We start from the raw sequence: 25,010 nt of genomic DNA on the forward strand, positions 1-25,010 counted from the left end.
TCTTAATCTTAAGGTTAGGAGCGTGAGACTTATGGGGCCGAGTTGAGCAGGATGTCTGCTCGCTGGCGTCGTCGTTTGCGCCATATTCTGGCCAAGGCCCGAATACTGCGGAGAAATCGATCCTTTTCAGCCACGGATAACTGGGTTTGCTGCCAAGCATCTCTGGCCGTTAGTCGATCCAGCCAAGTTTGCAAAGGAGGATGATCGACTAGATCAATCCCTAACTCACACGCGACTGGTACAAAAACCCCCGCCACAATATCAGCCAAACTCAGCTGTTGGCCGCCAAAATAAGGGGCGTGTCCGAGTCGCTCTTCAAATACAGTCAAGGCAGTGGCTGCCCGATGTCTGGCATAGGTTTGCTGATCCGGTTTTTGCATCAGTAGCTCACCAATCGCAGGCATCAGTTCATTGATAGACACCATCTGCACCATACGCACCTTCGCCAGCGCCTGGACATCGCTAGGCAGGAGTGGTGGCTGCGGATATTGCTTTTCCAAATAATCCAAAATGGCTTGCGATTCCGTCACGCAAAATCCATTGTCCACTAAGACTGGAATGCGGCAAAAGGGATTGAGGGCTCTGAATTCAGGGGTAAATTGTCCCCCCTTTTCCATACTGACGGGGACAAGCTCAAACTCGAGTCCCTTCTCCAGTAGCGTGATCCAAACAGGACGACTAAAGAGAGAGGGTTTAGCAAAATAGAACAAAATCATAGCTATTAAGCACGAACGATCGTTCTAAATATAAAGCCTTGTCGCCCCTGCTTCAACCCCAAGCGGTCAAAAATTGACTAAAAGGGAGAAGTCTCAGGCATTCAGCGTTGGCTGACAGGATTTCGCGTTATTCCACCTTCAGGTCACCGCGCAGCAGTTGCTGAGTGGTTGATTCTCCTAGCTGATCCAGTCGACGGTTTAGCAACCACCTTAGACTTACGAGCAGATTAAAGTGGAGCCCAGCCATCAGCAGGGCACTGGTGACGGCAGTCTCCTCTAGGGCAGCGAGGGCAAAGGGCGTCAGTAAGATCAAGCTGCCACCCGCTTGTCCGGGAATAATTCCAAAAATAATAAGGATAAAGGCTGGCAAAAGGGTAGGGCCTAGCAAAGTTGCGGTTACCCATAGGTTGCGGTTGGAGATGGGCCGTAACAACATCACCTGATTGAATAGGGTGAATATCACAATCAAGGTGGAATTGAATAGCAGTCCGGCCATGCCGACCCCAGAGTCACCTGAGGGTAAGGACAGCATCCAAACCATAATCAGCAGACCAGCGATGCCTAGATTAATTGCGATCGCAATCCAAGTTGGGCTGTTATTGGCCCACACTAAATCATGGAAACGCTGTGCTTTGCCCTGAGCCGATGGATAATTTCCGCGAAATCGAGCCCAATCCTCTAGATCCTGATGGTGGGGAAGTAACAAGACAATCATCAGCAGGAACCACAAGAAATGAGTCAAGATAACGGCCATCATCAAACTGGTTGAAAGGATGTTCTTTGAATTAACTGAAAATCCTAAGAGGCAGACAAAGAAGCAAGCGGTGGCCCCATAGCTTTGTTTTTTACTGAGCAGCGACACGGTTGGATTACGGAAGCGCCGTTGTAGAGGTTGCCATAACCACCATGTCCAGAGCCCAAAATGGGTCAGTGCAAAGAACCCTAATCCCACGCCACTTCTGCCGATGGGGACTAAAAACCACTGCCAGTCCGATAACCGATAGGACTCAAAAGGGAGGTTCACGCCCGTCAGATTAGGAGCAATATCCTGATAAATAAAGGGGAAAATCGCTGAAGGCGATAGCGTATATAGCCAGTCAATAGAACTGTGGGTTAAAGCGTTTCGAGTAAGAAACAGCAGGAGTAATACAAGACCTGCACTCCATAACCAGGCTTGAAAGCCATTTAGCCAGTTGCTGGCAAGTCCTAGCAATAAAGCCAGACTGTAGTAGAAACAACAGCTAGCCAATAGCAGAACATCAAAGCCTACTATTCTGATCACCGGAATTTCGGCGGCTAGCCCCGCCATATAGTGGAGTGGCAACGTGAGAAGGACAGCCAAGTAAAGTAGGAAGGGAGTGCCCAACATTTTACCCACCAAGATGGTGCGGGCTGTTTGCGGACTAAGGCTAATAAACGTTAGGGTTCCTTGGCGATCTTCTTTTGAGAGATCGCTGATCAGCAAAAAGGTGCCGCCCACGATCAGGCCAAACATCAAGAAAATGCAGCTCCAAGAAAAGACTTGCAACCACCATCCTTGCCAATTCACCAGCAGATATTGTTCTCGGCTGACTTGGAAACAGTCCAGCCCCGTTTTCCGGTACTCCGCAGTCGCACAATTCCCCCACCGATAATCTAAGGTTCGATATTGCCAGAATAGAAACAGTCCTTGAGCAACCAAAGATAAAAATACTGTCAGTAAAACACTGCGTACTTTCAAGCGACCTTGGATCTCCCGCATCAATTGCGGATTCCAGTCACCCAGGGTTTCTATCCCTCTATTTACGAGGGAAAATTGAGCCTTGCCCATTTATGACACCTGCTTATGGTCTAGTTTGTCGAGAAAGATGGTTTCTAAATCTTCTTGAATGCACTGAAAATGATAGATGGGAAGATCGGCTGCCAGGAGCGATCTCAATAATGCAGCGGCATCCGCTTGATTCCCTTGAAAGTGAGCTTTGATCTGTTGGGTCGCTGGATCTAAGCGCCAACGCTCTATCTGAGGGCATTGCTCCAACAGTTGTTCCACGGGCTGCCAGTCCCCCAGGGTGGCAATCTGAATTTGCTGCTGGCTTAAGGCTTGGTAAAGCTGCTGAAGTGAAGTCTTTTCCACCAGATAGCCCAATTCCATAATCCCCACCGAGGTGCAAAGTTCGGCGAGGTCGCTGAGGATATGGGAGGAAATAACGATAGTCATGCCCGCTTCTCGCAGCACATTAATCAATTCCCGAAACTGAACCCTGGCTAACGGATCTAAGCCGGAGACGGGTTCATCCAACAACAGTAAAACTGGTTCATGGATAATCGTCCGAGCCAGGCCCAGTCGCTGCTTCATACCTCGCGATAGATTGGCGACGGAACTTCGCCGCTTATGGGTCAACTGCACCAACTCCAAAACATCGAACAGGCGTTGACGACGGTGAGGCTGACGTAACTCATACAAACGGGCAAAGTAATTGAGATATTCCCACACCGTCAGATCTTCGTAGAGGGGAAAATCATCGGGGAGATAACCAATCAGGCGCTTAAGATAGGCATTGGTTTGATTGCGCTCTAACAACTGGCCTCGAATATAGATATTGCCAAGGGTAGGCTGTTCTGCCGTCGCTAACATCCGAATCAGGGTGGTTTTACCCGCCCCGTTGGGACCAATCAGCCCAAAGACTTCTCCTGAGCCAATCTCTAAATCTAAGTCGTTGACCGCAACGTGACGACCAAATCGCTTCGTCAATCCCTGGGTGCGTACTGCTATTTCAGAGGACATTATTGATCTCAAACCATTCCGTAGGGTGATTTTAATCATCCTGAGCAAAATAATTTGTGATCTAGGTACATCAGCAGTGTGAGGGGGAGCCGAAGCAATCTATATTCATGGCTTAAGGAGGATTGCGTAGATTGATTGCAGACAATACCTACCAATCCCCCTCATAGCTCGGGTACTGTTCAGGGGATTCCCCATGCACCTCCAAGATTTCACCCATAGGTGCTTGTTTTTTCTTCTTTTTAGTTCGAGTGCTCTGAATTTGGTTGAGATCTGGCTCGATGGTTTCCAGTCGAACTTCAAAAGTCCAACAATCTCCAAAATCAAAAAGATATTCCATTACGCTGCCTTCTGACAGGGGTAGGCTGCCAATTTTGACTTCATCCGTGTGGATGGTTTCTCCGGCAGAGAAGAAGCCACCTTCAGCATAGGGGTGCAGTACTTCCACTTTTCGCCCCATTGCGTTGGTATAGGTGAAGGAATCCAGGTGATCGGAGTCAAACTCAACGGAGGAAAGAATATAGGCACTGAGATCCTCTAAAGTAGCCTCTCCAGATATAGCGATCCGTCGCCATATTTTCCCTAAACTGACCTTAAAGATATGGCGATCGGGTCGGAAGTCTGAACTAGGCAAGACCAACGTTTTTTGCCATTTGGAGAAATGGGGTTGCAAGGCATCCTGTAATTCACCATAGGGGACGGATGGATCCACCTCAGAAGGCCATGACATGTCGTGTTCTTGAAAGGCATTTTTGACCAAATTTAAAAGTGGCGTTCCCAAGGGTAGTGCTTCAAAACTTTTAATCCGCCATCCTTTGCCAGCCTCCGGTTTACCAGTTGTGATTTTCAGTAAGCCGAACATCTCCATTAACGCTAAATTATGGACGCCAGGATAGTAGCTGAAAAAATCCCGAACCGTTCTTTTCGGATTAAAGGTATGCTTTTTCTTCTCAACAATCTTGTGCCAGCTTTGTAGACAGCGATTACCCTCTGTAAGGAATCCCATTCGCTCTTCACCGATCATTTCTCCATGGCTGCGGATTAGCCAAGCTTCTAGCAGCGTGCAGTAACGTTCTGTGGGATTGAGTTGCTGCCATTGGTCATAAACTGGCGAATTTAGCGCTAGAAATTGTTTTTTCCCTTTTGCTACTACTTTGACAATGCCCGTTGCCCTCAGCAACAGATACAGTCCATGAATCGGTGGATAGGATTTTTGAGCTGGACGCTTTAGATCAATATTGATGGGGTTACTTAATTGTTGATTCAGTTCAGCCAAGTCTTTCATCGCAATGTGCTGTCTTTTACCACTGACCGCTTGCCCGTCTGGGCCAATAAAATCTAGCAGCGTTTGGAAGTCTTGGAGGAGGGAGCCTGGTTGAGTCTCACTAATAGTGAGGGTTTTGAGTAGCGTCATCTCTTGCTCTGACAAGGAGACGTCTTCATCTAAGGACGCGGACATTAAATCGGTCCTGAGGGAGCGTAGAACATCTCCTGGCCCCTCCTTGGCGGTTGGAGCAGTGGCGTCTAGGAGGTCAGCCATCTGATCGGCCGCATCCATGATTTTGTTGAGCAACTCTTCTGGATTGATCTGGGTGCCAACTTCTGGTAGTTCAACCCCCATCAAATCAAGAAACTGCTGGATATCTGGGGGAGGAGCTGTCATCGGCACAGTCGGGACAGCGGGCATCAGGGGATTATTTTGAGGATCAGCGAATGCGCTGATTATATTCGGCTTGGAAGGCTTCTATATCGGCTTGGCTGGTCATATCAAAGCCCGCCTGCATCCCCTGCAACATAAAGTTCTTGGCAATGCCGCCTCGGGATGCATCAAACATCCAGTCGGCAAATTTGTCTTGGATAGAGGCGAGATATTTTGCGATCGCACCCCCACTCCGCAATTTATACTCCTGTTTCAGAAACGTCCAAAAGGCTACTAACTCAGGAATCGCATCCTCTACTTCACTTCGATCTCGTAGAGTGAGCTTGCGAGGCAGAATATCCTCCATCACAATTTGGACATCCCTCTTGGTCATCTTTGGCAGCGTAAATTCACCGTAGTGATAGGCCATTTCGATAAACGTACCGATCCAAAAGCCTCCCTCTGGGTATTGGGTGGCATGGGTATTCCCAATCTCTGTGCCTAAGAACTCATTGATCACATCAATGATGTAGTCCTCCAATAATGGCTCGACCTCGTCATAATCCAGGCCGTCGAGCTGGCGAATATCAAACGTCATGATCTAGGTCCTCAGAGCAGATATCTAGAGAGTACTGACATGGCTATTTGTCTTCAAGCGGTTGGCGTCAGATCAGGCATCCCAGACGCGATACAGTGAGTTGGTCACAGTTAGGATCTAGCGTTCAGACTGATGTTTTAATTTTCGCCGTAATCTCTGTTCTTGTATGGCGTTCGCCTTGAGGGCTAATGCGAGTCCTACTAAGAGATAGGCAAAAATAATACCCTTGGCAACCGCCACCAAGGATGAATTAAAGACACCTGGATCGGGAGTATTTGTCCTAAACTTATCCAGTTGACTGAGAAAGCTCAGTGCGAGCGCTCCTGCGGCAAACGCCCAGGCTGCCACTAAATAGGCAATGGCGTTGGCTTTCTGGCGAAGGACCCAATAGACAGCCAGTAGCAGAACACCGCCAAGGATATAGTCGTCAAACCAATTAAAAAAGCGAGAAATATCCAAAATATGGTTTGAGCGCCGAACGGCCTCGGCAAGGGGGAGGAAAATTCCCATAACGACCGCCATCTTGACTGATAGGTTGAGAGGCTGATTATCCATCCGTTCTGGTTCTACGACTGATTATTGGGGAAGAGCCTCTGATAGCGACTCAGAGCCGTCAGGGGAAAATGCTGCTGATACAGATGGTATTTCAAATAGAAATGCCCAGGAAACCCGGTACCTGTAAAGTAATCTTCATCCCAAGTTCCATCAATGGTTTGCGTCTGAGTGAGATACTCTACCCCTCGCTCAATTGCAGTCTGAGCATAGGTCCCCGTTGCCTCCCCTGCCGACAACAACCCCATCAGTGCCCAAGCCGTTTGGGATGCGGTACTTGGACCTTGGCCTTTGAGATTAGGGTGATCATAGCTGGTGCAGGTTTCTCCCCATCCCCCATCTGAGTTTTGGCAACTCACTAGCCAAGCGGCGGCTTGTTGAAGCTGAGGTTGGAACCCGTTGGGGTCGATTAAGGCTAAGGCGGCCACTACACCGCTAGTGCCATAGATATAATTCACACCCCAACGCCCAAACCAGCACCCCTCTGGCTCTTGTTCTGATCGCAAATACTGGAGTGCCCGGTCAACGCTATGCTGGCCCGTGGATTTATGGCAGCGTCCAATCATTTCTAAAACGCGGGCGGTGACATCCGCTGTATTGGGGTCAATCATGGCTTTAAGGTCACCGTAGGGGAGATTGTTGAGCCAGTCTTGATCATTATTAATATCAAAGGCAGCCCAGCCGCCGGGGCGGCATTGCATCGTCGCGATCCAATTGACGGCTCTGGAAATTGCCGCCGCCTTTGCCTGCTCATCGGGGAGCTGAATTTCATTTAAGGCCATCACCACCACTGCGGTATCATCCACATCGGGATAGAAGCGATTATCAAACTCAAAGGCCCAGCCCCCCGGTTCCCCGCCCGGATTTTTGACGGACCAGTCTCCATAGTCGAGAATCTGGTGGTCTAAGAGCCATTCTCCTGCCTTCACCAAGGCCGGATGATCCGGTGCCAGTCCAGATTCCGCTAAGGCTCGAACCACTAGCGCCGTATCCCATACCGGAGAAATACAGGGTTGAATCCAGTATTGGTCGTCTGTTTCCAGGGCAAAGCCGTCAACGGCGGCTAGTCCCCGCTCGATAATGGGGTCGTGGACATCGTATTCCAAGGCTTTCAGGCCCAGTAAAGAATTGAGCATGGCTGGAATAATGCCGCCCCAGTCTCCTGTGGCCTCTTGCCGTTCTAGGATCCAGCGTTCGGCAGCTTGGATTCCCTCTTCACGAAACGGGACAAGGTTCATGGTCTCGGCAAATTTGAACAAACCATCGAGATGGATAAAGGCATCGGTCCAATCGTTTTGCAAAGGGAGATCAAACTGAGCCCGCTCTCGACCTTCCAAGAACAGCTCATCCAGATTAAATCCCGGTTCTACAGCATAGACCGGCTCTCGATCCATGACGATCAGTAAGGGCACCGTACTGCCTCTGGCCCAACTCGACATTTCGTAAATGGTGAAGGGGAATTGTTCGGGCAGCAACATCACCCAGGGCGGTAACGAGGGAATACCGCGCCATTCATAACAGCCAATTAAGGCCAGATGCAATTTTGTAAAGATGCGGGTTCGGCTAATGCCCCCCTGTTCCAAAATAAAGGCTCTGGCCCGCTCCATGGCCGGATCGGTGGTCGAGACCCCCAATAGCTTCAGGGCCATATAGGCTTCCACCGAGACGCTGATTTCGCCACCATCGCCAAAATAGAGTTCCCAACCGCCGTGGTCGCGCTGTTGCGATCGCAAATACGTTTCCACCTTTGCCAACGGCCGACTGCGATCGCTGCCCCAAATCTTATGGAGCAAGACCACTTCCGAGGTGATCGACACATTCGATTCCAACTCTGCCCACCAGTAGCCTTGGTCCTTTTGCTGGGTGAGAAGATAGCGTTGCGACGCTGCGATCGCAGCATCTACGGTTTTTGGGTTTACTCTGTCTTGAACTTGCATCGTCCCTGATTTCTTTGAGCCTGCCGTCACAACATCAACCCTAGCGTAAAAGCCGCGCCCTGGTTGGATAGCTGGACGATACCACAAGTCACCCGGATAGATCTAAGCAGGAACGCCAGGATGCAATTCTTGGTTTGGCGTTCTGACGTCTGTTATGGTGTGTTCCTAAGTGAGGTTAAAAGGCTAGCCATAAAGCATAACTACCCCCAACGGTAGACCGGTTGGATTCTGTCTAACCTTTTGAGTCTCCGAGCAACACCCTAGGTTTAGAGGGATCTGTCTCTATTGATGCACTGTAGAGGTCCCAGAGATGAGCAATTCACCCTATTCTTCTAGTTCAGATCCAGCGTTCAATCAACCGTCTGGAAAATCATCGACTGCTGTTCAGTCTGTCGACTTAGACCGAACCGTTCAGACTATCGGCATGGAACAGACCCGACTCGACCAAGAGCTGCAACAATTGCGAGGTCGCACTGCGGCACTGATCGGCCTGCTCGTAGGGCTGATGCTTTTAGTGGTAGGCGGATTTACCTGGCTCACCCTTGAATTACAAAATATCAGTCAGGACGAGCAGCAAGATGCCAGTAATGTGGATGCCGCCCTGGCCAATCGCGTAGAGCAACTAGAAGAACAAATCACCGATCTGAGTCAGGCGGTTCCGGGAAATTTAACAGATACACTGCGCTCCAACCAAACCACATTGGCACGGATTCAAACGCAACTACAGCAACTGACCACTCAGATCAAGGCCTTGGAGCAATCGCCCAGCCTTGTCCAACCTCAACCTAATATTCCCCTGCCCAACGCTGCCCCTGCCAGCCCACCCGTCCCAGACCCCTCACAGCCCAACCCGTAATGAGCCGTATTGGGTCTTCTTATGAAGGGCATGGCATTGGCTGGAACTGATGCCATGCCCTCGCGTCCGTGTTGGTCAATCAAGATCAGGGATTAAGCACTGAATACTCTTTTTCAGGATGATTCAGTCAAAATACGGAGTCTGCTTCTACTGCCAATTTGTATGATGGGCATAGATATAGTGCCTTTTCATGAAGTGTGAGATTCAACGGGCTTCAGCCCCAGACTGTAAAAAGATTCCGGCTGCGGAAGCAATGTCGCTTGGATGCGGAGACGGAATTGAATTTTACAAAACCATTATTCGTACCCTCCCTGATCTTATTTGGTTAAAAGATTCGGATGGTGTGTATCTGGCCTGTAATCATCGTTTCGAAGAGTTTCTCGGAGCCTCTGAACCAGAAATAGTGGGTAAGACTGATGACGATTTTGTGAATGCTAGGTTGGCCGATGGTTCACAAGCACGCGACCAGGATGTCATTCTGAAACGGTCCCCCGCCATTACAGAAGAATGGGCAACCTTTGCACAGGATGGGCACCATGAACTTTTGGAAATTAGCCGACTTCCCGTGCAGGACGAGGATGGGGAACTGATCGGCATACTTGGCATTGGGCGCAATATTACGGCTCGCAGAGCATCAGAGGAAAAACTGCAAAAAAGTGAGGAACGGTTTTCTCTGGCGATGCGTGGAGCCAATGATGGGCTGTGGGACTGGAATCTGGAGACCCATGAAGTCTACTATTCACCCCGCTGGAAAAGCATGCTGGGTTATAACGATGATGAACTCACCCATGATCTCAGCACTTGGGAGAACCTGGTGCATCCCGATGATAAAGGCAGGGTCTTGAAACTGGTTCAAGATTATTTAGTCGGCAAAGCTGATGCTTTTGATGTTGAAATGCGGATGCAGCATAAAGCAGGGCATGACGTGTTTGTGCTCTCGCGTGCATTTCTGGTCCATCGAGCGTCGGATGGTAAGGCTATTCGCCTAGTGGGTACTCATGTTGATATTACAACCCGCAAAAAAGCAGACGCCTTTAATGACAAGAATGCCAAAATTTTGGAGATGATCGCTACCGGAAAACCCGCTGCTGAAATTTATGGTGAAATTGCTTTAATGTATGAAGCCCGCCATCCTGGCCTGCGATGTTCCATGCTGGAGTTGCAAGATGGACAATTGATGCATGGCGGGGCTCCTAGTCTACCCAAGGCATACTGCGATGCAGTTCATGGCCTCAAAAATGGCCCGAATGTCGGCTCCTGTGGCACCTCGACTTATACCGGCAAGCGGGTTTTAGTTGAGAATATTGCCACCGATCCTAAATGGGCCAAGATTAAGCATGTGGCACTGCCTCACGGCATGCGGTGCTGTTGGTCTGAACCGATTAAAAATTCGTCGGGCCAAGTGCTAGGGGCCTTTGGCATGTATTACAACTACCCTGCCTTGCCCAATGCAGCGGAGTCCAACGATCTGACATCTGCGGCTAGATTGGCGGGGATTGTCATGGAGCGGGACCAAGCGCAAAAGCGGATTCGAGAATTGGCCTTTACTGATGAACTCACAGGGCTTGCCAGTCGAGCCCACTTCTATCAGGTTCTGGAAGCCTCAATCACACGGTCTAAACGATATACCTCTCGTTTGGGACTTCTCTATATCGATTTAGATAACTTTAAAGGCGTCAATGACAGCCTCGGGCATGATGCCGGTGATTTGTTGCTAAAAGAAATTGCCCAGCGGTTGCAAGGGGTCGCTCGTGACACTGATTTTGTGGCCCGTCTGAGTGGGGATGAATTTTGTATTCTGGTCAATGATGTCCCTGACGACTATGTTGCCACCCATGTGGCTCAACGGTGCCTGGAAGTGGTATCAACCCCCATCGAACTATTGGCCCGGAAATTTACGCCGGCTTGCAGTATTGGAATTGCCCACTATCCCGATGACGGACAAGATCTGGCCAGCCTGATCAAAGCAGCGGATACGTCACTGTATGCCGCCAAAGAACGGGGAAAAAATCGACTGGCGTTCTATAAACCTGAGCTGACCCAAGCTGCGGAGTACCGGTTTCGGGTGGAACAACATCTCAGGGAAGCGGTCGAGAAACAGCAGTTGTCTCTGGTGTATCAACCCCAAGTTCAGATACGAACGGGCAGCATTATCGGTGTTGAGGCACTCGCACGCTGGCATCACCCCCAATTAGGTTCAGTTCCACCCACGGAATTTATCGCCACCGCTGAACGAATCGGTATGATTAAACCCCTGACGGAGTGGGTGTTGACAACCGCCTGTAATCAAGCGGTTGCCTGGAAACAGGCTGGTTTGCCTGCCCTGCGCATGGCGGTGAATATTTCTCCAGTTCATTTCCTCGATAAGGATTTTGTGTCCTTGATTCAACGAGTGATTGATGAGACCGGCATGGTGCCATCAGAACTAGAGCTGGAAGTGACTGAGAGTGTTGTGCAAACCGATCAAGAAAATCTCTCCATTTTTCAAGCTTTGAAAGATCTCGGTGTTTTACTAGCCATTGATGATTTTGGCACAGGATATTCATCCTTTGCGTCTCTTAAACATCTTGCGGTTGATTGTCTGAAAATTGATAAATACTTTATCGATGATATGCTGACCGACGATAAATCCAAGACGCTGATTGGTGCCATGATCGAAATGGGCCACAATCTAGAGCATGAAATTATTGCCGAAGGGGTTGAAACCACCGAGCAAAATCATATGCTCAAAGAATTAGGATGCGAGACAGTACAAGGATATCTGTTAAGCAAGCCCGTTAGCGCCCAGACAATCGCCAAGCTACTGACAGGCAATGGTTTGGATAAACAGGAAAAGGTTGCCTGAGGAAAGATGAGCACAGCAGCAATGGTCGGAAGAATAGAAGTTGAGGTAAGTCGCTACGCTTGCCTCACATGCTGTGGGAAAACTGAATCAAGCTTTGTATCGTCACTCAAGAGGCTGAGCTAGCTAAATATGTCGAAGTATTTGCGTAACCCCACTCAACGGTTGATCAGCAGTGGAGTGATGGGAACCTTGACTGGAGCGATGCTGTTCGCTTGGCCCAGTTATGCCAACTTTAAACCCCCTGGTGATTTGGAAAAACCAGGGAATCGTCGAGGATTAGCCACTCGATTGTTTGAACGTCGACCTGGTCCCCTCAATGAAAGTACCCCTCGGCGAGGGCCTGCGAGAGTGACCCCCGTCCCGCTACCGAGTCCAGAAGCTCCCCCACTTTGGGATTTGCCCTCCGACCCTACCCCATCCTCTCCGCAGAAACCCTGTGTGGCTGGCAGGAACCCCACTTTGACCACGTTGGTTCCCAACAGCAATATCGGTTTGACGGCATCCGCTGCTCCGACCTTCTATTGGTACACCCCCACGAACAGCTATAAGCTTGTGCAGTTCAGCTTGTTCAAAATGGATCCGGTTGGCAACCCCCTCACCCAGGTCTATACTTCTACCCTGCAAGTCTCTGGCAAAGCTGGGTTGTCGAGTGTTACGGTGCTTGCCCAAGAGACAACCCTCACCTTAGAACCTGGAACCGATTATCGTTGGCAAGTGGGTCTGTATTGTTCTCCCAACCAGCAACAGGGCATCGTGGCTAATGGGTGGATTCGCTTTGTCCCGCCTCCTTCTAAGTTGGTGAAGAAACTAGTGAAGGCAGACGCTCGCCAAACAGCAGATCTGTATGCGGAAGCGGGGTATTGGTATGACGCTGTCCACGCATTTGCGATCGCACAGCCTACCCAACCCCAAGAGGCCAACCTAACCCAAGCCTGGCAAGCTTTATTGACATCGGACGCCGTTCAATTGCCTGAGATTGCAGCGTGTCTATCAGACAGTAAAGAGCCTAATACAGCGTCGAGTAAACCGGGGAATCGCTCATCCAGTTCTGCTCGCCGCAGCGAATTGAGATGTTGAGTGCCTTCTTTGCGGGAATAAATCACCCCTGACTCCCGCAACACCTTGAAGTGGTGAGACAAGGTGGACTTGGCAATCTCACAATCAAAGGCATTACAAGTCAACTCACCCGACGTTGCTAACTGACGAACAATGTCTAACCGGACTGGGTCTCCTAAGGCATATAACACAGCTGCCAAGGAGATTTGCTGCGGTTCTGGGTGAAACAAGATTTTCATAGTTGCATTATGCCATGGGATGATCTATATTCTAATTGTTCGAGGCTTTCGAATAAAAGAACAATATAGGAGGGCAATCGATGTCTTCTACAACCGCTATCAATGACACCACCTTTGCCACAGAGGTACTTGAGAGTCAGCAGCCTGTTCTCGTCGATTTTTGGGCACCTTGGTGTGGACCTTGCCGAATGGTCGGTCCAATGGTCGAAGACCTGGCCTCAGACTATAAGGATCAGGTCAAAGTCGTTAAGTTCAACGTGGATGAAGGTAGCGATATTGCCAGTCAGTACGGCATTCGCAGCATTCCCACATTAATCGTATTTAAGGAAGGTCAACCCGTTGAAACCCTAGTGGGTGCTTCCCCGAAATCAACCTTGGTTGAAGCCTTAGACAAACATCTGTAAGGCTACTTACTTTGCATTCCTGACGTTAAGGCGTAGCGCGCCGCCTTAACGATTCTATTGTCCTGCTAAGCAAGCCACTTCAGCTCTTTCATCCCCAATACATCGGGAGAGTTCTACATGTCTATTTCATTCTTGTTCGAACCCATTCGTCTGGGTGCCATTGACCTGCGCAATCGAATGGTGATGGCCCCATTAACCCGAGGTCGATCGGGTCCCGATCGAATCCCCAATGCCCTAATGGCAAAATACTATCGACAGCGAGCTAGTGCAGGCTTGATTATTACTGAAGCGACCCAAGTTTCAGAGCAAGCTGCTGGCTGGGCCGAAACCCCTGGTATCTATTCACAGGAGCAAATTCAGGCGTGGCAGCAAGTGACAGATGCCGTCCATCAGCAGGGTGGCAAAATTGTCCTCCAAATTTGGCATACGGGACGGGCCTCTCATCCTGATTTCCAGCTGAATGGGGCACGACCGATTTCTGCATCAGCGATTAAACCCGCCGGTGAAGTTCATACTCCTCAAGGCAAGAAACCTTTTGTGACCCCAAGGGCTGTGAGTCTAGAAGAGATTCCGGGGCTTGTTCAAGACTTTGCTCAAGCTACTCGTAATGCTCGACAAGCAGGATTCGATGGCGTTGAAATCCATGCAGCTAACGGATACTTAATTGATCAGTTTCTGAGAGATGGAACCAACCAACGGCAAGATGCCTATGGGGGCACGATTGAGAATCGCGCTCGGTTTTTACTGGAGGTGACGGCGGCGGCGGTGAATGCTTGGAGTGCGGATCATATCGGCGTCCGATTATCTCCCACTAATGCCTTTAATGACATGAGAGATAGCAATCCGATCTCAACCTTTACCTATGCCGCCCAAGCATTGAATTCCTTCAACCTGGCCTATCTCCATCTCCTCGAAGCCTTGCCAGGACATATGCTGGCGGTCGAGGGCGAGCGAGTGAGTCCCTACATTCGCAAGATTTTCCAAGGCCCTCTGATGATCAATGGGGGCTATGATGCGGTGAGTGGGGCAGCTGCGATCGCAAATCAAGACGCCGATCTAGTCGCCTATGGCATCCCATTTATTGCCAACCCAGATTTACCGGAACGCTTTGCCCAACAAGCTCCCTTAAATAAACCAGACCCATCCACGTTCTATACCCGTGGGGCAAAAGGTTACACCGATTATCCGGCTCTTAGCCCGCTCCCCACGGTAGCTTAGCGTGCCATCACTTCCATTGCTATCAAATTTGAAGACTATGGAGATGGAAGTTGTCTGGACACCTAACGTACCGTGCGGCATCAGCCTTACTGGATTATGGGATGCAGGCCGTCTTGCGATCACCCTAGTAGATGAGATAAGACGGCTGCATCCAGCGGGAATAGGACCACCCTTTGCAATCCTCGATCTGAATCGACATTAGGCGTTGACATCAAACTTTGTCTTGTATAACTGTCATCCACACGACCGTTACCCATCGTCTCTTCGTCGTCATTGGTGATGATATGGCTAATCAGGAGCGATGTCGGCATGCTGAGCAAAACTAAGCTTGCCATCCAATTTACACCTATAAATTTTGAGAATTTTAGGTATAAATTACGATAAAGAGCAGTTTTCGAGATGCGCTCTGTATACAAAGACTTCAGCTATATTCCACGTTGGGAAAAGGGGGGTAGGTCGATGCCCAGCCAGTTTCACCCTTTTTGAATGCAAACGGAAAATACTAAAAAATGGTTTCATCCTCAATATCTTAGCGAAATTGAATACTCCAAAAACATCATTTTATATAATTTTTGTATTCTAAATTACACGTCTTGTAGGCACCCATTAAATTGGAATTTTATGTATAAAAATTATGATAGATGAACCCTCCATTTGAACTATACTATTTCCGTAGTATAATCCTCTGAAGTGCAATGCAATCTATTGACTTTTTCCGTAGTATAATCCTCTGAAGTGCAATGCAATCTATTGACTTTGAGCTTGAAAACCAGTGGAGCGAAAGATTTCAGGCCTCTATATCTATTGTCAATAATGGCAAAAAAACGCTAGATGGCTGGATACTAGAATTTGAAGCTCCTTTCGAAATTACTCAGATCTGGAATGCAGAGATTCTGAATAAAGAAGGCAATCGCTACACTATTCAATATGCAGACTGGAATAAAAATTTAGCTCCCGGACAAACGCTGACGTTTGGCTTTTTAGGGAAATCTGATACGGAGTCCGTCAGTCAACCGCGAGATTTTTAATCTCAACGGTGAAACCCCCACTCTGCCCAGTCCAGCACCCCAACCCGTGCCTGAAATTGAAATCGGTAACGTCACGGTCTCTGAAGCCGATGATCAGGCTGTGTTTGAAGTGACGCTTACGGATGCGAGTGACCAGCGCGTTACCGTTCAATACTCAACCGCCAATGGCACTGCTCTGTCGGGCTCTGACTATGAGGCTCAGTCTGGTCGCGCCATCTTTGAGCCGGGTCAAACCTCTACATTGATTCGGATCAACCTCCTAGAAGATACGGCAGACGAATCCAATGAAAATTTCTCGCTCGAATTATCGCAACCCGCTAATGCTGACCTAGCCAACACTGTGGGTGTGGCGACCATCCAAGATAATGACTCGTCCATGCCTCCGGTTCCACCTTCCCCCTCTCCCACCGATCCGCCGAGTACGCCGCCTCAGTCTGGTGCTTTGAACTATGGAGAAGCCTTACAGAAGTCTTTTCTCTTCTATGAGGCCCAGCGTTCTGGCCCCTTACCCAGTGATAACCGCATTGCCTGGCGGGGTGACTCAACGCTTCAAGATGGTCAAGATGTGAGTCGAGATTTAAATGGGGGGTACTTTGACGCCGGTGATCATGTCAAGTTTGGGTTTCCCATGGCGGCCGCAATGACCATGCTGGGGTGGGGAGTCAATCAATATCGGGATGCTTATCAGCAAAGTGGCCAGTTGGATGAAGCTTTGGCCGCTGTTAAATGGGGCACAGACTATATTCTCAAAGCCCATGTGGCAGACGCAAATGGCACACAAGCATTTTGGGGACAAGTGGGGAATGGTGGCATCGATCATGCCTACTGGGGAGCACCCGAGACTCTGCCTACTGCCCGTCCCTCTTACAAAATTGACCGACAAAATCCTGGTTCTGACTTAGCGGGTGAATCTGCTGCCGCCCTCGCTGCTGCTGCCACCATCTTTCGGCCCACGAATCAAGCCTATGCCGATCGGCTCGTCACTAATGCAGAACAACTGTTTGAATTTGCCGATACGTATCGGGGTAACTATTCTGACTCCATTCCGGATGCCGCTAACTTTTATAATTCCTTTAGTGGATTTAACGATGAGTTGGTGTGGGCCGCGACTTGGCTTTATAAAGCCACGGGACGTCAAACCTACTTAGATAAAGCTGAAAGTTATTATCAAGGGATAACCTCAGGCTCCCACGATTGGGATAATAAATCTGCAGGTGCTGCCGTTTTACTGGCTCAAATAACCGGCAAAGACAGATATAAAAGCGATATTGAAGCCTTCCTCGATCGATGGAGTGATGACAGTGGGGCTGGTATTAGCTACACCGATGGTGGGTTAGCCTGGCATCAACAATGGGGGTCCACTCGACATAGTGCCAATGCTTCCTTTCTAGCCAGCGTGTATGGAGACACCGTCAACGATAAGGGCGGTCGCTACTCTCAATTCGCCAAAGATCAAATTGACTACTTATTAGGCGATAACCCCAATAACTTCAGCTATCAAGTCGGATTTGGCGACAATTTTGCCCGCAATCCCCACCATCGAGCCGCATCTGGCACCACAGATGTCAACGATCCTGCCCCCAATCAACATATTATTTACGGTGCGCTTGTAGGAGGTCCGACCTCTCCCAGTGATGATGCTTATGCAGATGTTCGTTCGGACTTTATCGCCAATGAGGTTGCGCTTGATTACAATGCAGGGTTCACGGGGGTCTTAGCTAGTCTTTATGAGGACTTTGGTGGCAATCCGCTGAGTGATTCACAATTGGACAATTTAGCTGGGATTGATGTCTAGCCCTTGAAGTCGTTTATAGAAACCGTTATCGCTATTAAGCTGATCGCTTACCGCGTCTAGACGTGGGCATGAGCGGGAAAAAGAACTGTATTAGAGAGTAGCGACTGTCATTCTCTAATGAACAAATGTGGCTAAAAGCAGCTTGAAGTTATTCCAGTATGCGCGGCCATTATTCAGGCTTGAAGATTGTAGATCTTCAAGCCTGATTTTGTTTTATTCACCACCTGGATCATGGCCACACAAAATCCATAATATTTCTTATATTAAAGAGAAGTTTTGAGCTGGCAGGGTACGAGGGGATTATGTCTTTATACGCTGAGCTACATCGACATTTAGGCGGATCGGTTGTGCCCCGGGTTCTCTGGCGATATTTCAAGCGCAATCGTCCCGATCTAGCGCAACCTTTTGCCGACTATCCGACCTTTGAAGACTTTTATTGCCGTCCTCGTAAATCCCTCGCTGAATACTTAGAACTGCATACGTTGGTGGAAAGTGTGCAGACGCGTGAAACCTTGCCTTACTTTATTTATCGCTTGATTCGAGGGGCCTATGTTTTTGAGAATCTTGCCTACCTGGAGATGCGCTATACCCCCTATTTGCGCACTTCCGATCAACTCAGTCAAACCGAGCGGATCGACCAAATGGCCGAGATTGTTGACGTTGTCGGTCAGGCCAGCCAAGTGGATGAATATCCAATTGTAACCAGCCAGATTTTATGTATGCATGCCCGACTTCCCTATGTGGTCAACCGGGCTATTGTCGATTTGGCAGCCCAAATGCCTGAGTACGTATGTGGAATCGATTTAGCAGGTGGGGATGATTTGTATGGCGATCGCATTCATGAATTTATCGATCTATATGCCTACGCTCGTTCCCTGGATCTGAAAACCACTTGTCATCTCTATGAAACCTTTAATGGTGCCCATCCTCAACTCCTGCCTTACTTGATGCGGATTGGTCACGGCATCCAAATTCCCTTACATCATCCCGAATTACTGAAATCCATTGCCCAACGCCGTCAGTGTTTGGAAATTTGTCCTACCACCTATCTCAAAACCGGGACCTTACAAAGTATTCAGCAGCTGAAAACAGTCTTTCAAAGCTGCTTTGATGCAGGAGTGGATATCGCCATCTGCACCGATAACGCGGGCCTTCATAATGTCCGCTTACCCTTTGAGTACGAAACCCTGCTCACTCAAGATGTGATTAGTTTTGCAGACCTGAAAGCCTGTCAAGAGAATGCCTTTCGTCATGCCTTTGCTTGGCCCCTTAATCAAGGTCCAGCTGCTATCCTAAATGATGTTCTAAACTGGGCTCCAGCTGTTCTCAAACCAGGGAAAACGCCTGTTTCAGTCACCTAGCGTGATGGCAGGCGCTCACCTTCAGCTTCGGATGCCTTGTTGGGGGTCTTCAGAATAGCAAATGTCTTTTACACGCTACAGCACCCGTCTGATCATCAGCTTAGGGACACTTGTCTGCTGTCTTCTGCTGCATCTCCCGAGTGTTGGGCAGTCTACAATTCCCTTGCCGTCGACTTCTTCGATACCAGAGGTCTCACCCCAGCAGCCTCTGATCATACCTAATCTGTCTAATTTCCTCGTCTCGGATTGGATCTGGTTAGATGGTCATCGTTTATTCAAGATTGCGGCCACTAAGGGCAACTTATCAGAACGAATACAAACCGTACAGGAGAGTTTGTCTATCATTAAGCGCAACTATCTAAATACGCAAAGCGTTGACCCTACAGTCGAAATCAGAACCCTCAATAATCTGCCAGTGATCTCCGTCGGTAGTCAGCATTTACTCACGATCACGGCCTTAGATGCTGAGTTACGGGGTGTGGAAGTGGCAACCTTAGGCGATCAGCTCAAAACCACTTTGGTGATGGCCTTGAAGCGTTCAAGAATAGAACGGCAGCCCCAATATCTACAACAGCAAGGACTGATTTCCATTGGTGTGATCGCCGTTGTCCTGGTGTGTAATCGTTGTATTCAACTGTGGCAACGCTATTTAAGTCGTCCTGCCAAGGCCATTGCTGCCTCCAAAATGGATGTCGGCTCTAAACTTCCCCCTGTTCAATTTTGGATTGGCTTTTCAGGACTATTGCGTCAAGTTCTGAGTATTTTGCGTGTCTCGGTTGGGGTGCTGGGTCTACTGATCTGTTTGGATCGATTTCCCTATACCCGTCCGATCAACGTCTGGTTATTTCAAAGCTTATCGATTCCACTCACCTTGGCACTCGTCGGTGTCTGTACGTTCCTGCTGATTCGATTGACGTGGGCGTTAGTCAATCGGTTTGCCTTAGCCCTAACGGTGACCCCCTTGTTAACCCCAATCACGTCCCGACGGATGTTGCTCAGAATTTCGACGATTACCAAGGTAATTAAAGGGTTTGCCGTTCCTGTATGGATTAGTATTGGCGTGATTGTTGCGTTGATCGTCTTGAAAGTGGATGTGGGGCCACTCTTAGCAGGGGTGGGATTAATTGGGGTCGCGATTTCGCTGGCGTCTCAGAGCATTATCAAAGATGCGATCAATGGGTTCTTAGTGCTGCTTGAAGATCAGTTTGGTGTGGGAGATGTGATTCAAGTCGGAGAGTATACGGGAGCAGTAGAGACCCTCAATCTGCGGATGACCCAAATTCGCAATGCCGAAGGCCAGTTGATCACCATCCCCAACAGCGAAATTCGCATTGTCGCCAACCTTTCTAGTGAGTGGTCACGGGTTGATCTCAATATCCCGATTCCTTACGATGCCAATGTGGATCAAACCTTAGATTTAATTCAATCCACCGCTATGGCCATGGCTGAAGATGCAAACTGGCAGCCGCACATTATCGAACCACCCCAGTTAATGGGCATTGATGACTTTGATCACCGTGGGTTGGTGGCAAAAGTGTGGATTAAAACCCAACCGCTGCAACAGTGGGCTGTATCGAGGGAGCTGCGACGACGGTTGAAGTTAGCGTTTGATCAGGCTGATATTGTTATCCCAGTCCCCCAACATTCTCTTTGGGTGCAGCAACAACATTCCTGAGCGTTAAACCCTTTGCAGGTATGAATAGGTTCGTACAGAGAGACGGTATGCTCTCCCAAAACTTATTCATTAAAGTTAATAGATATTGGTAATATGTTGGGAAAAGAATCAAATATTTATTTTTAAACCATTAAAAACAATTGTTCAATGTTAAATCCATATTTACCTGAGCCAGAGTTGGTGTCCGTTTGTTTAGGACCATTACTGGGAGATTTTCATTACTGGTTAAGTCGATCGCGATCGCTGTTAGAGTACGAAGAAATTGACTTCTTAGATACTCATCAGCAGTCTGATTTATTGGGGCGAGTTCATCAAACCTTGCTAGAAGTCATTGCTGCCCGCAGCTTATTTAAGGCTACCTATGGGCAAATTGGAATTGAATTAAACTTGCTGGAAGCCTGGCATGAACTGGTGTCTGAGTGCTGGCAGATCATGATTCAGCTCCGGCTGGGGCAGTCAAATTGAGTAAAATGGTTTAAATTCTCAGATATAGACGTGATTAGAGATCTAGAGAAGACGTCTAGTCTCGATGCTGGGATAGGGGCAGTCCTTAAAATACTACTGGCTTGGGAGGGCTATGGATGATGCTTCAGTTACTGTATATGCTGGCTTTTATCGTGTTAGCGGTTTTAACGGTAGGCAACTTACTCCGCAATGTTTACACACTGGGTCTTCAGTCCCGACAAGACTACAACTTGCCGATGCCTCCTTCGGCTTACCCTGAAGAGACGCCACCGATGGTTCCCCATCCCGAGTTATTAGATGAGTCTGGCAATGTTATTGATGAACCGTTGCTGGTGATGCGGTCCATGAGTGTCGAAGATGCTAGGGAGCAACTGGATGCCCTGTATCATCAATCTCCCGGTTCTAAGGATGATTAATTTGGAGCCTTGCCTTATGGCCCAAGCATAGTGCCCAGACCGTGAAGATCAGAGTCTGTTCCTTCCTTTGCCCCCCAGGTTTATTCGCGACACCTTAGGCCCCGACGTGGAGAAGCAAAAGCCTGCCGACCATTTGCCAAAATCTCGTTTTCAGGCCTTTAACCCCCAATCTTGGTTCTCGGCTGACCGGACTCAGCGTCTGTTCAAAACAGTCCAGGGTTGGATTGTGCCGTTGCGGCAAGGGCGACATTCGCTTAGCCGTTATTTTCAAGTGGATGAGCAAGAAGTGGCCGCTCTGTTGGAGCGCGTTCGTGCCACCTTGCCCACCACGGAAGTGATCTTGATTGGCAAACCCCAATCGGGAAAGAGTTCGATTATCCGTAGTTTGACGGGTGCTACGGTGGATATTATCGGTCAAGGATTCCGACCCCATACGGCCCATACCCAGCAGTACGCTTATCCCACCGCCGACTTACCCCTCATTTACTTCACAGACGCGATGGGGTTAGGAGAAGCATCGTCTACGGCTGACCCCATGCAGGAGCTGCTGCAACTCTTTACGAAACAGACATCACCCACGCCGCCTGCGAAGGTCATTATTCTGACCCTGAAGCTGAATGATTTTGCCACGGATTTTCTGCAAAACATCATGGCCCAAATTCGGGAACAATACCCTGAGATTCCTTGCCTATTGGCAATCACCTGTCTCCATGAGCTTTATCCATCGGCAATGGATCACCATCCTGCCTATCCTCCTGTTGACTCAGAGATTCTGCGAGCTGCCTCAGCCATACAAACTCAGTTTGCCGACCTATGCGATCGCACCGTGCTGATCGACTTCACCTTAGAAGAAGATGGCTATACGCCGCTGTTTTATGGACTGGATGCCTTTGTCGATCAATTAGCAGACTTACTGCCAGAGGCCGAAGCGAGACTGCTGCATCAACTTCTAGAGGACACTGGACTAGAAACAGAATTGGGGGGTCTCTATCGCGACACGGGGCGGCGCTATTTAATGACCTTTTCAGCGATGGCTGCCACCTTAGCCGCTGTCCCCCTACCCTTTGCCACCATGCCCGCCTTGACTGCCCTCCAGGTGACGCTAGTCAGTTTATTGGGACGGCTCTATGGCCAATCCCTTAACTTGTCCCAAGCGGGTGGTGTTGTCAGCGCCATTGCCGGTGGGTTTATGGCTCAAGTGGTCGGCCGTGAGCTGATCAAGTTCGTACCAGGAGTGGGGAGTGTGGTCGCCGCAACGTGGGCCGCAGCTTATACCTGGGCCTTAGGAGAAGGGGCTTGCGTTTACTTTGGGGACCTGATGGGGGGCAAAAAGCCGGATCCGGAGAAGATCCAGCAGACCATGAGCCAATCCTTTCAAGAGGCAAAGACCCGATTTAAAGGAGGGGTATGGTCCACCGCCCCTTCGTCTAAGGCCCAGCCTACCGATCAGGAGTAAGAGTTTGCGGTTTTAAACGATTTTGCACCTGCGTAAACCATCGCCCCTAGCTTAAGGGACAGTTCTAATCCTTGAGGTTGTCCCAGCGGCCTTCTTGGGATCGAACCCGGATCGACATGGATTGGGCGAGTCCTGACTCCAGTTGAGCTAAGGCATCTAATTGATGCAGATGTTGATCTAAGGCTGGGGGAGAATATTCGATCAGCGGCATTCGTTTCATAAAGGTGTCGACGGTGGGGCCTGACCCAAACCGGGCGGTGCCGCCTGTGGGGACATTGGGGTTTGGTCCTGCCAAATATTGGATCACGGCAGGAGGGGTATGGTGGCCCATCAAGACCACACCGGCATGCCGAATCTGTTCAACCAGTGTCCAGGGATCTTGAATGGCAAGGGTTAGTCGGGCTGGGGCCACTTGATTGGCCAGGGTAGCGGCCTCCATCAGCTGATCGACGACAATTACAAGGCCATAATGGGCAATGGCTTTCTCCGTCAAGACACCATAGTGCGTCCACTGTTGATTGACTTCTAAGATTACTTTAGTGGCTAAGGTCGCATCGGTGGTGATTAAGATAGCGGCTGCGAGGGGATCCGATGCTGCTTGAGCCAAGAGATCGGCGGCGATATAGGAGGGATGAGCCGTGTGATCCGCAATCACCACCAGTTCAGACGGCCCCGTTAAGGCATCAATGCCCACCGTGCCATAGACCAACTTTTTGGCAAGGGTGACGTAGATATTGCCATTCCCAGCAATCACGTCTACCGCAGGAATCGTATCTGTACCATAGGCTAAGGCTGCGATCGCCTGCGCTCCGCCCACCCGATAAATATGATCAATTCCCACTTCTTGGGCAGCCACTAACACCGCCGGGTGGATCTGCTGCTCAGGCCCCGGCGGGGTAGCCATGATAATCTGGGCCACCCCTGCCACAACGGCGGGGACCGCATTCATCAAGACTTGGCTCGGTGACGGGAGCTGAGTTCCGCGGGTGTAGAGGCCTACGCGATCAACGGGGGTGTAGCGTTGCCCGAGAACAACCTGTTGATCGCCAAAGTGGACTCGGTTCTGAGGGCGTTGCTGGGTGTGGAATGCCTGGATTTGTTGGTGACAGACACGAATGGCCGCCAATACATCCTGGGATATCTGCTGATACGCAGCATCCAGTTCTGCACCGCTGACTTGGAGCTGTGCCAGACTGAGGGGCTGCTGATCAAACTCAGCTGTATATTGAAGAAGGGCTCGATCACCTTGACGTCGAACCGTAGATAGAATTTCCCTGACGGTGGATTCTTTGTGGAGAAGGTGGTCATCTTGGATGCGATCGCAGATCCGCTGTAGTTCTGCAATGGCCTCCGCTGGCTGAGTAATCGTTCGGAGCATAACCCAGAAATGCCTATATGCAACCGCTAGAGAAGAAGTGCCACCTCTGTCAATGTAACGCATTCGCTGAGGGGGTGGGGGAGGGGTCTTCTCCGCACTATCCCGTCAAAGCAACCCCAGCAGGGGATAAGGGTTGGCCCCAATTCTTTCTTCAGCATAACTTGAAAAATTGATGGCAGCTGCATTGACAATTGGTGTTAGAATATCCCTTTGGGTAAATAACGACACTATCAAGCGCTTGCTGAGCAACTAACGTGGCCAACATCAAATCTGCAAAAAAGCGAATTCTCACTGCTGAACGGAATCGCCTGCAAAACAAAGCATATAAATCGGCAATCAAAACCTTCACCAAACGGTTTCAATCTGCAGTCGATGACTATAAACAGAATCCTTCCGACGCACAGCTTGCTGTCGTTCAAAAGGAAATGTCTACTACCTTTAGCAAAATCGATAAAGCGGTCAAAACCGGTGTTTTTCACCGTAATACAGGTGCAAGGAAGAAGGCAGGTCTAGCGCGTCTTCTCAAGGCAGCCTCTTGAGGAGCGGGTAACTGTTGAATTTCGGTTGAACTGAACCGAGAGTTTCATCCCTGTTTACCACCGCCTTGGACTTAAG

At 49.4% G+C, this 25,010-nt stretch carries 23 protein-coding genes; 13 read left to right on the top strand and 10 right to left on the bottom strand.

Features of this window, described 5'->3' with window-relative positions; translation table 11 throughout:
* Window positions 1-29 precede the first annotated feature (29 nt).
* The 7 genes from Q0986_RS03485 to shc all read right to left on the bottom strand — a co-directional run bounded on the left by Q0986_RS03485 (window position 30) and on the right by shc (window position 8,203).
* Entirely contained in the window at window positions 30-716 is a 687-nt protein-coding gene (locus Q0986_RS03485) for a glutathione S-transferase family protein (protein ID WP_299403881.1), read from the bottom strand.
* A 127-nt stretch (window positions 717-843) separates the two neighbouring features.
* A complete protein-coding gene (locus Q0986_RS03490; protein WP_299403884.1) occupies window positions 844-2,526 on the bottom strand; it encodes a hypothetical protein in 1,683 nt (560 codons plus the stop codon).
* Window positions 2,527-3,480: an ABC transporter ATP-binding protein gene (locus Q0986_RS03495; RefSeq protein WP_299403889.1), complete on the bottom strand. Its 954-nt coding sequence runs from the start codon at window positions 3,478-3,480 to the stop codon at window positions 2,527-2,529. It lies immediately after the preceding gene.
* 148 nt (window positions 3,481-3,628) lie between these two features.
* Window positions 3,629-5,164 (bottom strand): hypothetical protein, encoded by a 1,536-nt coding sequence (locus Q0986_RS03500; RefSeq protein WP_299403892.1) that lies wholly within the window; start codon window positions 5,162-5,164, stop codon window positions 3,629-3,631.
* A gap of 19 nt (window positions 5,165-5,183) precedes the next feature.
* Complete coding sequence (locus tag Q0986_RS03505; protein ID WP_299403895.1) at window positions 5,184-5,714, bottom strand: hypothetical protein; 531 nt, start codon at window positions 5,712-5,714, stop codon at window positions 5,184-5,186.
* A 117-nt stretch (window positions 5,715-5,831) separates the two neighbouring features.
* Complete coding sequence (locus tag Q0986_RS03510) at window positions 5,832-6,269, bottom strand: hypothetical protein (protein WP_299403900.1); 438 nt, start codon at window positions 6,267-6,269, stop codon at window positions 5,832-5,834.
* A gap of 11 nt (window positions 6,270-6,280) precedes the next feature.
* Entirely contained in the window at window positions 6,281-8,203 is a 1,923-nt protein-coding gene (shc, locus tag Q0986_RS03515) for a squalene--hopene cyclase (RefSeq protein ID WP_299403904.1), read from the bottom strand.
* A 310-nt stretch (window positions 8,204-8,513) separates the two neighbouring features.
* Here shc and Q0986_RS03520 point away from each other — a divergent pair, with 310 nt between their 5' ends.
* The 3 genes from Q0986_RS03520 (at window position 8,514) to Q0986_RS03530 (ending at window position 12,981) form a co-directional block, all read left to right on the top strand.
* On the top strand, window positions 8,514-9,059 hold the full coding sequence (locus Q0986_RS03520; protein WP_299403909.1) for a hypothetical protein: 546 nt from the start codon (window positions 8,514-8,516) through the stop codon (window positions 9,057-9,059).
* 190 nt (window positions 9,060-9,249) lie between these two features.
* Complete coding sequence (locus Q0986_RS03525; protein WP_299403913.1) at window positions 9,250-11,904, top strand: bifunctional diguanylate cyclase/phosphodiesterase; 2,655 nt, start codon at window positions 9,250-9,252, stop codon at window positions 11,902-11,904.
* A 129-nt stretch (window positions 11,905-12,033) separates the two neighbouring features.
* Window positions 12,034-12,981 carry a DUF928 domain-containing protein gene (locus Q0986_RS03530; RefSeq protein ID WP_299403917.1) on the top strand — a complete coding sequence of 316 codons (948 nt, stop codon included), beginning with the start codon at window positions 12,034-12,036 and terminating at the stop codon, window positions 12,979-12,981.
* Here the strand turns inward: Q0986_RS03530 and Q0986_RS03535 are convergent.
* Complete coding sequence (locus Q0986_RS03535) at window positions 12,867-13,199, bottom strand: helix-turn-helix domain-containing protein (RefSeq protein ID WP_299403921.1); 333 nt, start codon at window positions 13,197-13,199, stop codon at window positions 12,867-12,869. The genes Q0986_RS03530 and Q0986_RS03535 overlap by 115 nt on opposite strands.
* 80 nt (window positions 13,200-13,279) lie before the next feature.
* Here Q0986_RS03535 and trxA point away from each other — a divergent pair, with 80 nt between their 5' ends.
* Together trxA and Q0986_RS03545 are read left to right on the top strand one after the other, a co-directional pair.
* Window positions 13,280-13,603: a thioredoxin gene (gene trxA, locus Q0986_RS03540; protein WP_299403926.1), complete on the top strand. Its 324-nt coding sequence runs from the start codon at window positions 13,280-13,282 to the stop codon at window positions 13,601-13,603.
* Between the two features lie 117 nt (window positions 13,604-13,720).
* Window positions 13,721-14,821: an alkene reductase gene (locus Q0986_RS03545; RefSeq protein WP_299403930.1), complete on the top strand. Its 1,101-nt coding sequence runs from the start codon at window positions 13,721-13,723 to the stop codon at window positions 14,819-14,821.
* 119 nt (window positions 14,822-14,940) lie between these two features.
* Here Q0986_RS03545 and Q0986_RS03550 read toward each other — a convergent pair whose 3' ends face one another.
* The gene (locus tag Q0986_RS03550) at window positions 14,941-15,156 is read right to left on the bottom strand and encodes a hypothetical protein (RefSeq protein ID WP_299403934.1); all 216 of its coding nucleotides are present in this window, start codon (window positions 15,154-15,156) and stop codon (window positions 14,941-14,943) included.
* Window positions 15,157-15,561: 405 nt separating this feature from the next.
* Between Q0986_RS03550 and Q0986_RS03555 the strand changes: the two genes are divergently transcribed.
* From Q0986_RS03555 to Q0986_RS03585, 7 genes are all read left to right on the top strand, one after another.
* On the top strand, window positions 15,562-15,849 hold the full coding sequence (locus Q0986_RS03555; protein ID WP_299403939.1) for a cellulose binding domain-containing protein: 288 nt from the start codon (window positions 15,562-15,564) through the stop codon (window positions 15,847-15,849).
* 46 nt (window positions 15,850-15,895) lie between these two features.
* Window positions 15,896-17,644 (top strand): glycoside hydrolase family 9 protein, encoded by a 1,749-nt coding sequence (locus Q0986_RS03560; protein ID WP_299403943.1) that lies wholly within the window; start codon window positions 15,896-15,898, stop codon window positions 17,642-17,644.
* 302 nt (window positions 17,645-17,946) lie between these two features.
* Window positions 17,947-19,005, top strand: coding sequence for an adenosine deaminase (locus Q0986_RS03565; RefSeq protein WP_299403948.1), 1,059 nt, complete (start codon window positions 17,947-17,949; stop codon window positions 19,003-19,005).
* A gap of 61 nt (window positions 19,006-19,066) precedes the next feature.
* Window positions 19,067-20,680 (top strand): mechanosensitive ion channel family protein, encoded by a 1,614-nt coding sequence (locus tag Q0986_RS03570; protein WP_299403952.1) that lies wholly within the window; start codon window positions 19,067-19,069, stop codon window positions 20,678-20,680.
* Between the two features lie 147 nt (window positions 20,681-20,827).
* Window positions 20,828-21,145, top strand: a complete 318-nt coding sequence (locus Q0986_RS03575) for a DUF2605 domain-containing protein (RefSeq protein WP_299403957.1) — start codon at window positions 20,828-20,830, stop codon at window positions 21,143-21,145.
* A 119-nt stretch (window positions 21,146-21,264) separates the two neighbouring features.
* A complete protein-coding gene (locus Q0986_RS03580) occupies window positions 21,265-21,561 on the top strand; it encodes a DUF2973 domain-containing protein (protein WP_366918504.1) in 297 nt (98 codons plus the stop codon).
* Window positions 21,562-21,760: 199 nt separating this feature from the next.
* On the top strand, window positions 21,761-23,017 hold the full coding sequence (locus Q0986_RS03585; protein WP_366918505.1) for a GTPase: 1,257 nt from the start codon (window positions 21,761-21,763) through the stop codon (window positions 23,015-23,017).
* 64 nt (window positions 23,018-23,081) lie between these two features.
* Here Q0986_RS03585 and hisD read toward each other — a convergent pair whose 3' ends face one another.
* Window positions 23,082-24,395, bottom strand: a complete 1,314-nt coding sequence (hisD, locus tag Q0986_RS03590) for a histidinol dehydrogenase (RefSeq protein WP_299403965.1) — start codon at window positions 24,393-24,395, stop codon at window positions 23,082-23,084.
* A 254-nt stretch (window positions 24,396-24,649) separates the two neighbouring features.
* Between hisD and rpsT the strand changes: the two genes are divergently transcribed.
* Complete coding sequence (gene rpsT, locus Q0986_RS03595) at window positions 24,650-24,934, top strand: 30S ribosomal protein S20 (RefSeq protein ID WP_299403969.1); 285 nt, start codon at window positions 24,650-24,652, stop codon at window positions 24,932-24,934.
* Window positions 24,935-25,010 lie beyond the last annotated feature (76 nt).

Origin of the sequence: Acaryochloris sp. IP29b_bin.148 (assembly GCF_028285565.1) — a bacterium.
GTDB lineage: Bacteria > Cyanobacteriota > Cyanobacteriia > Thermosynechococcales > Thermosynechococcaceae > Acaryochloris.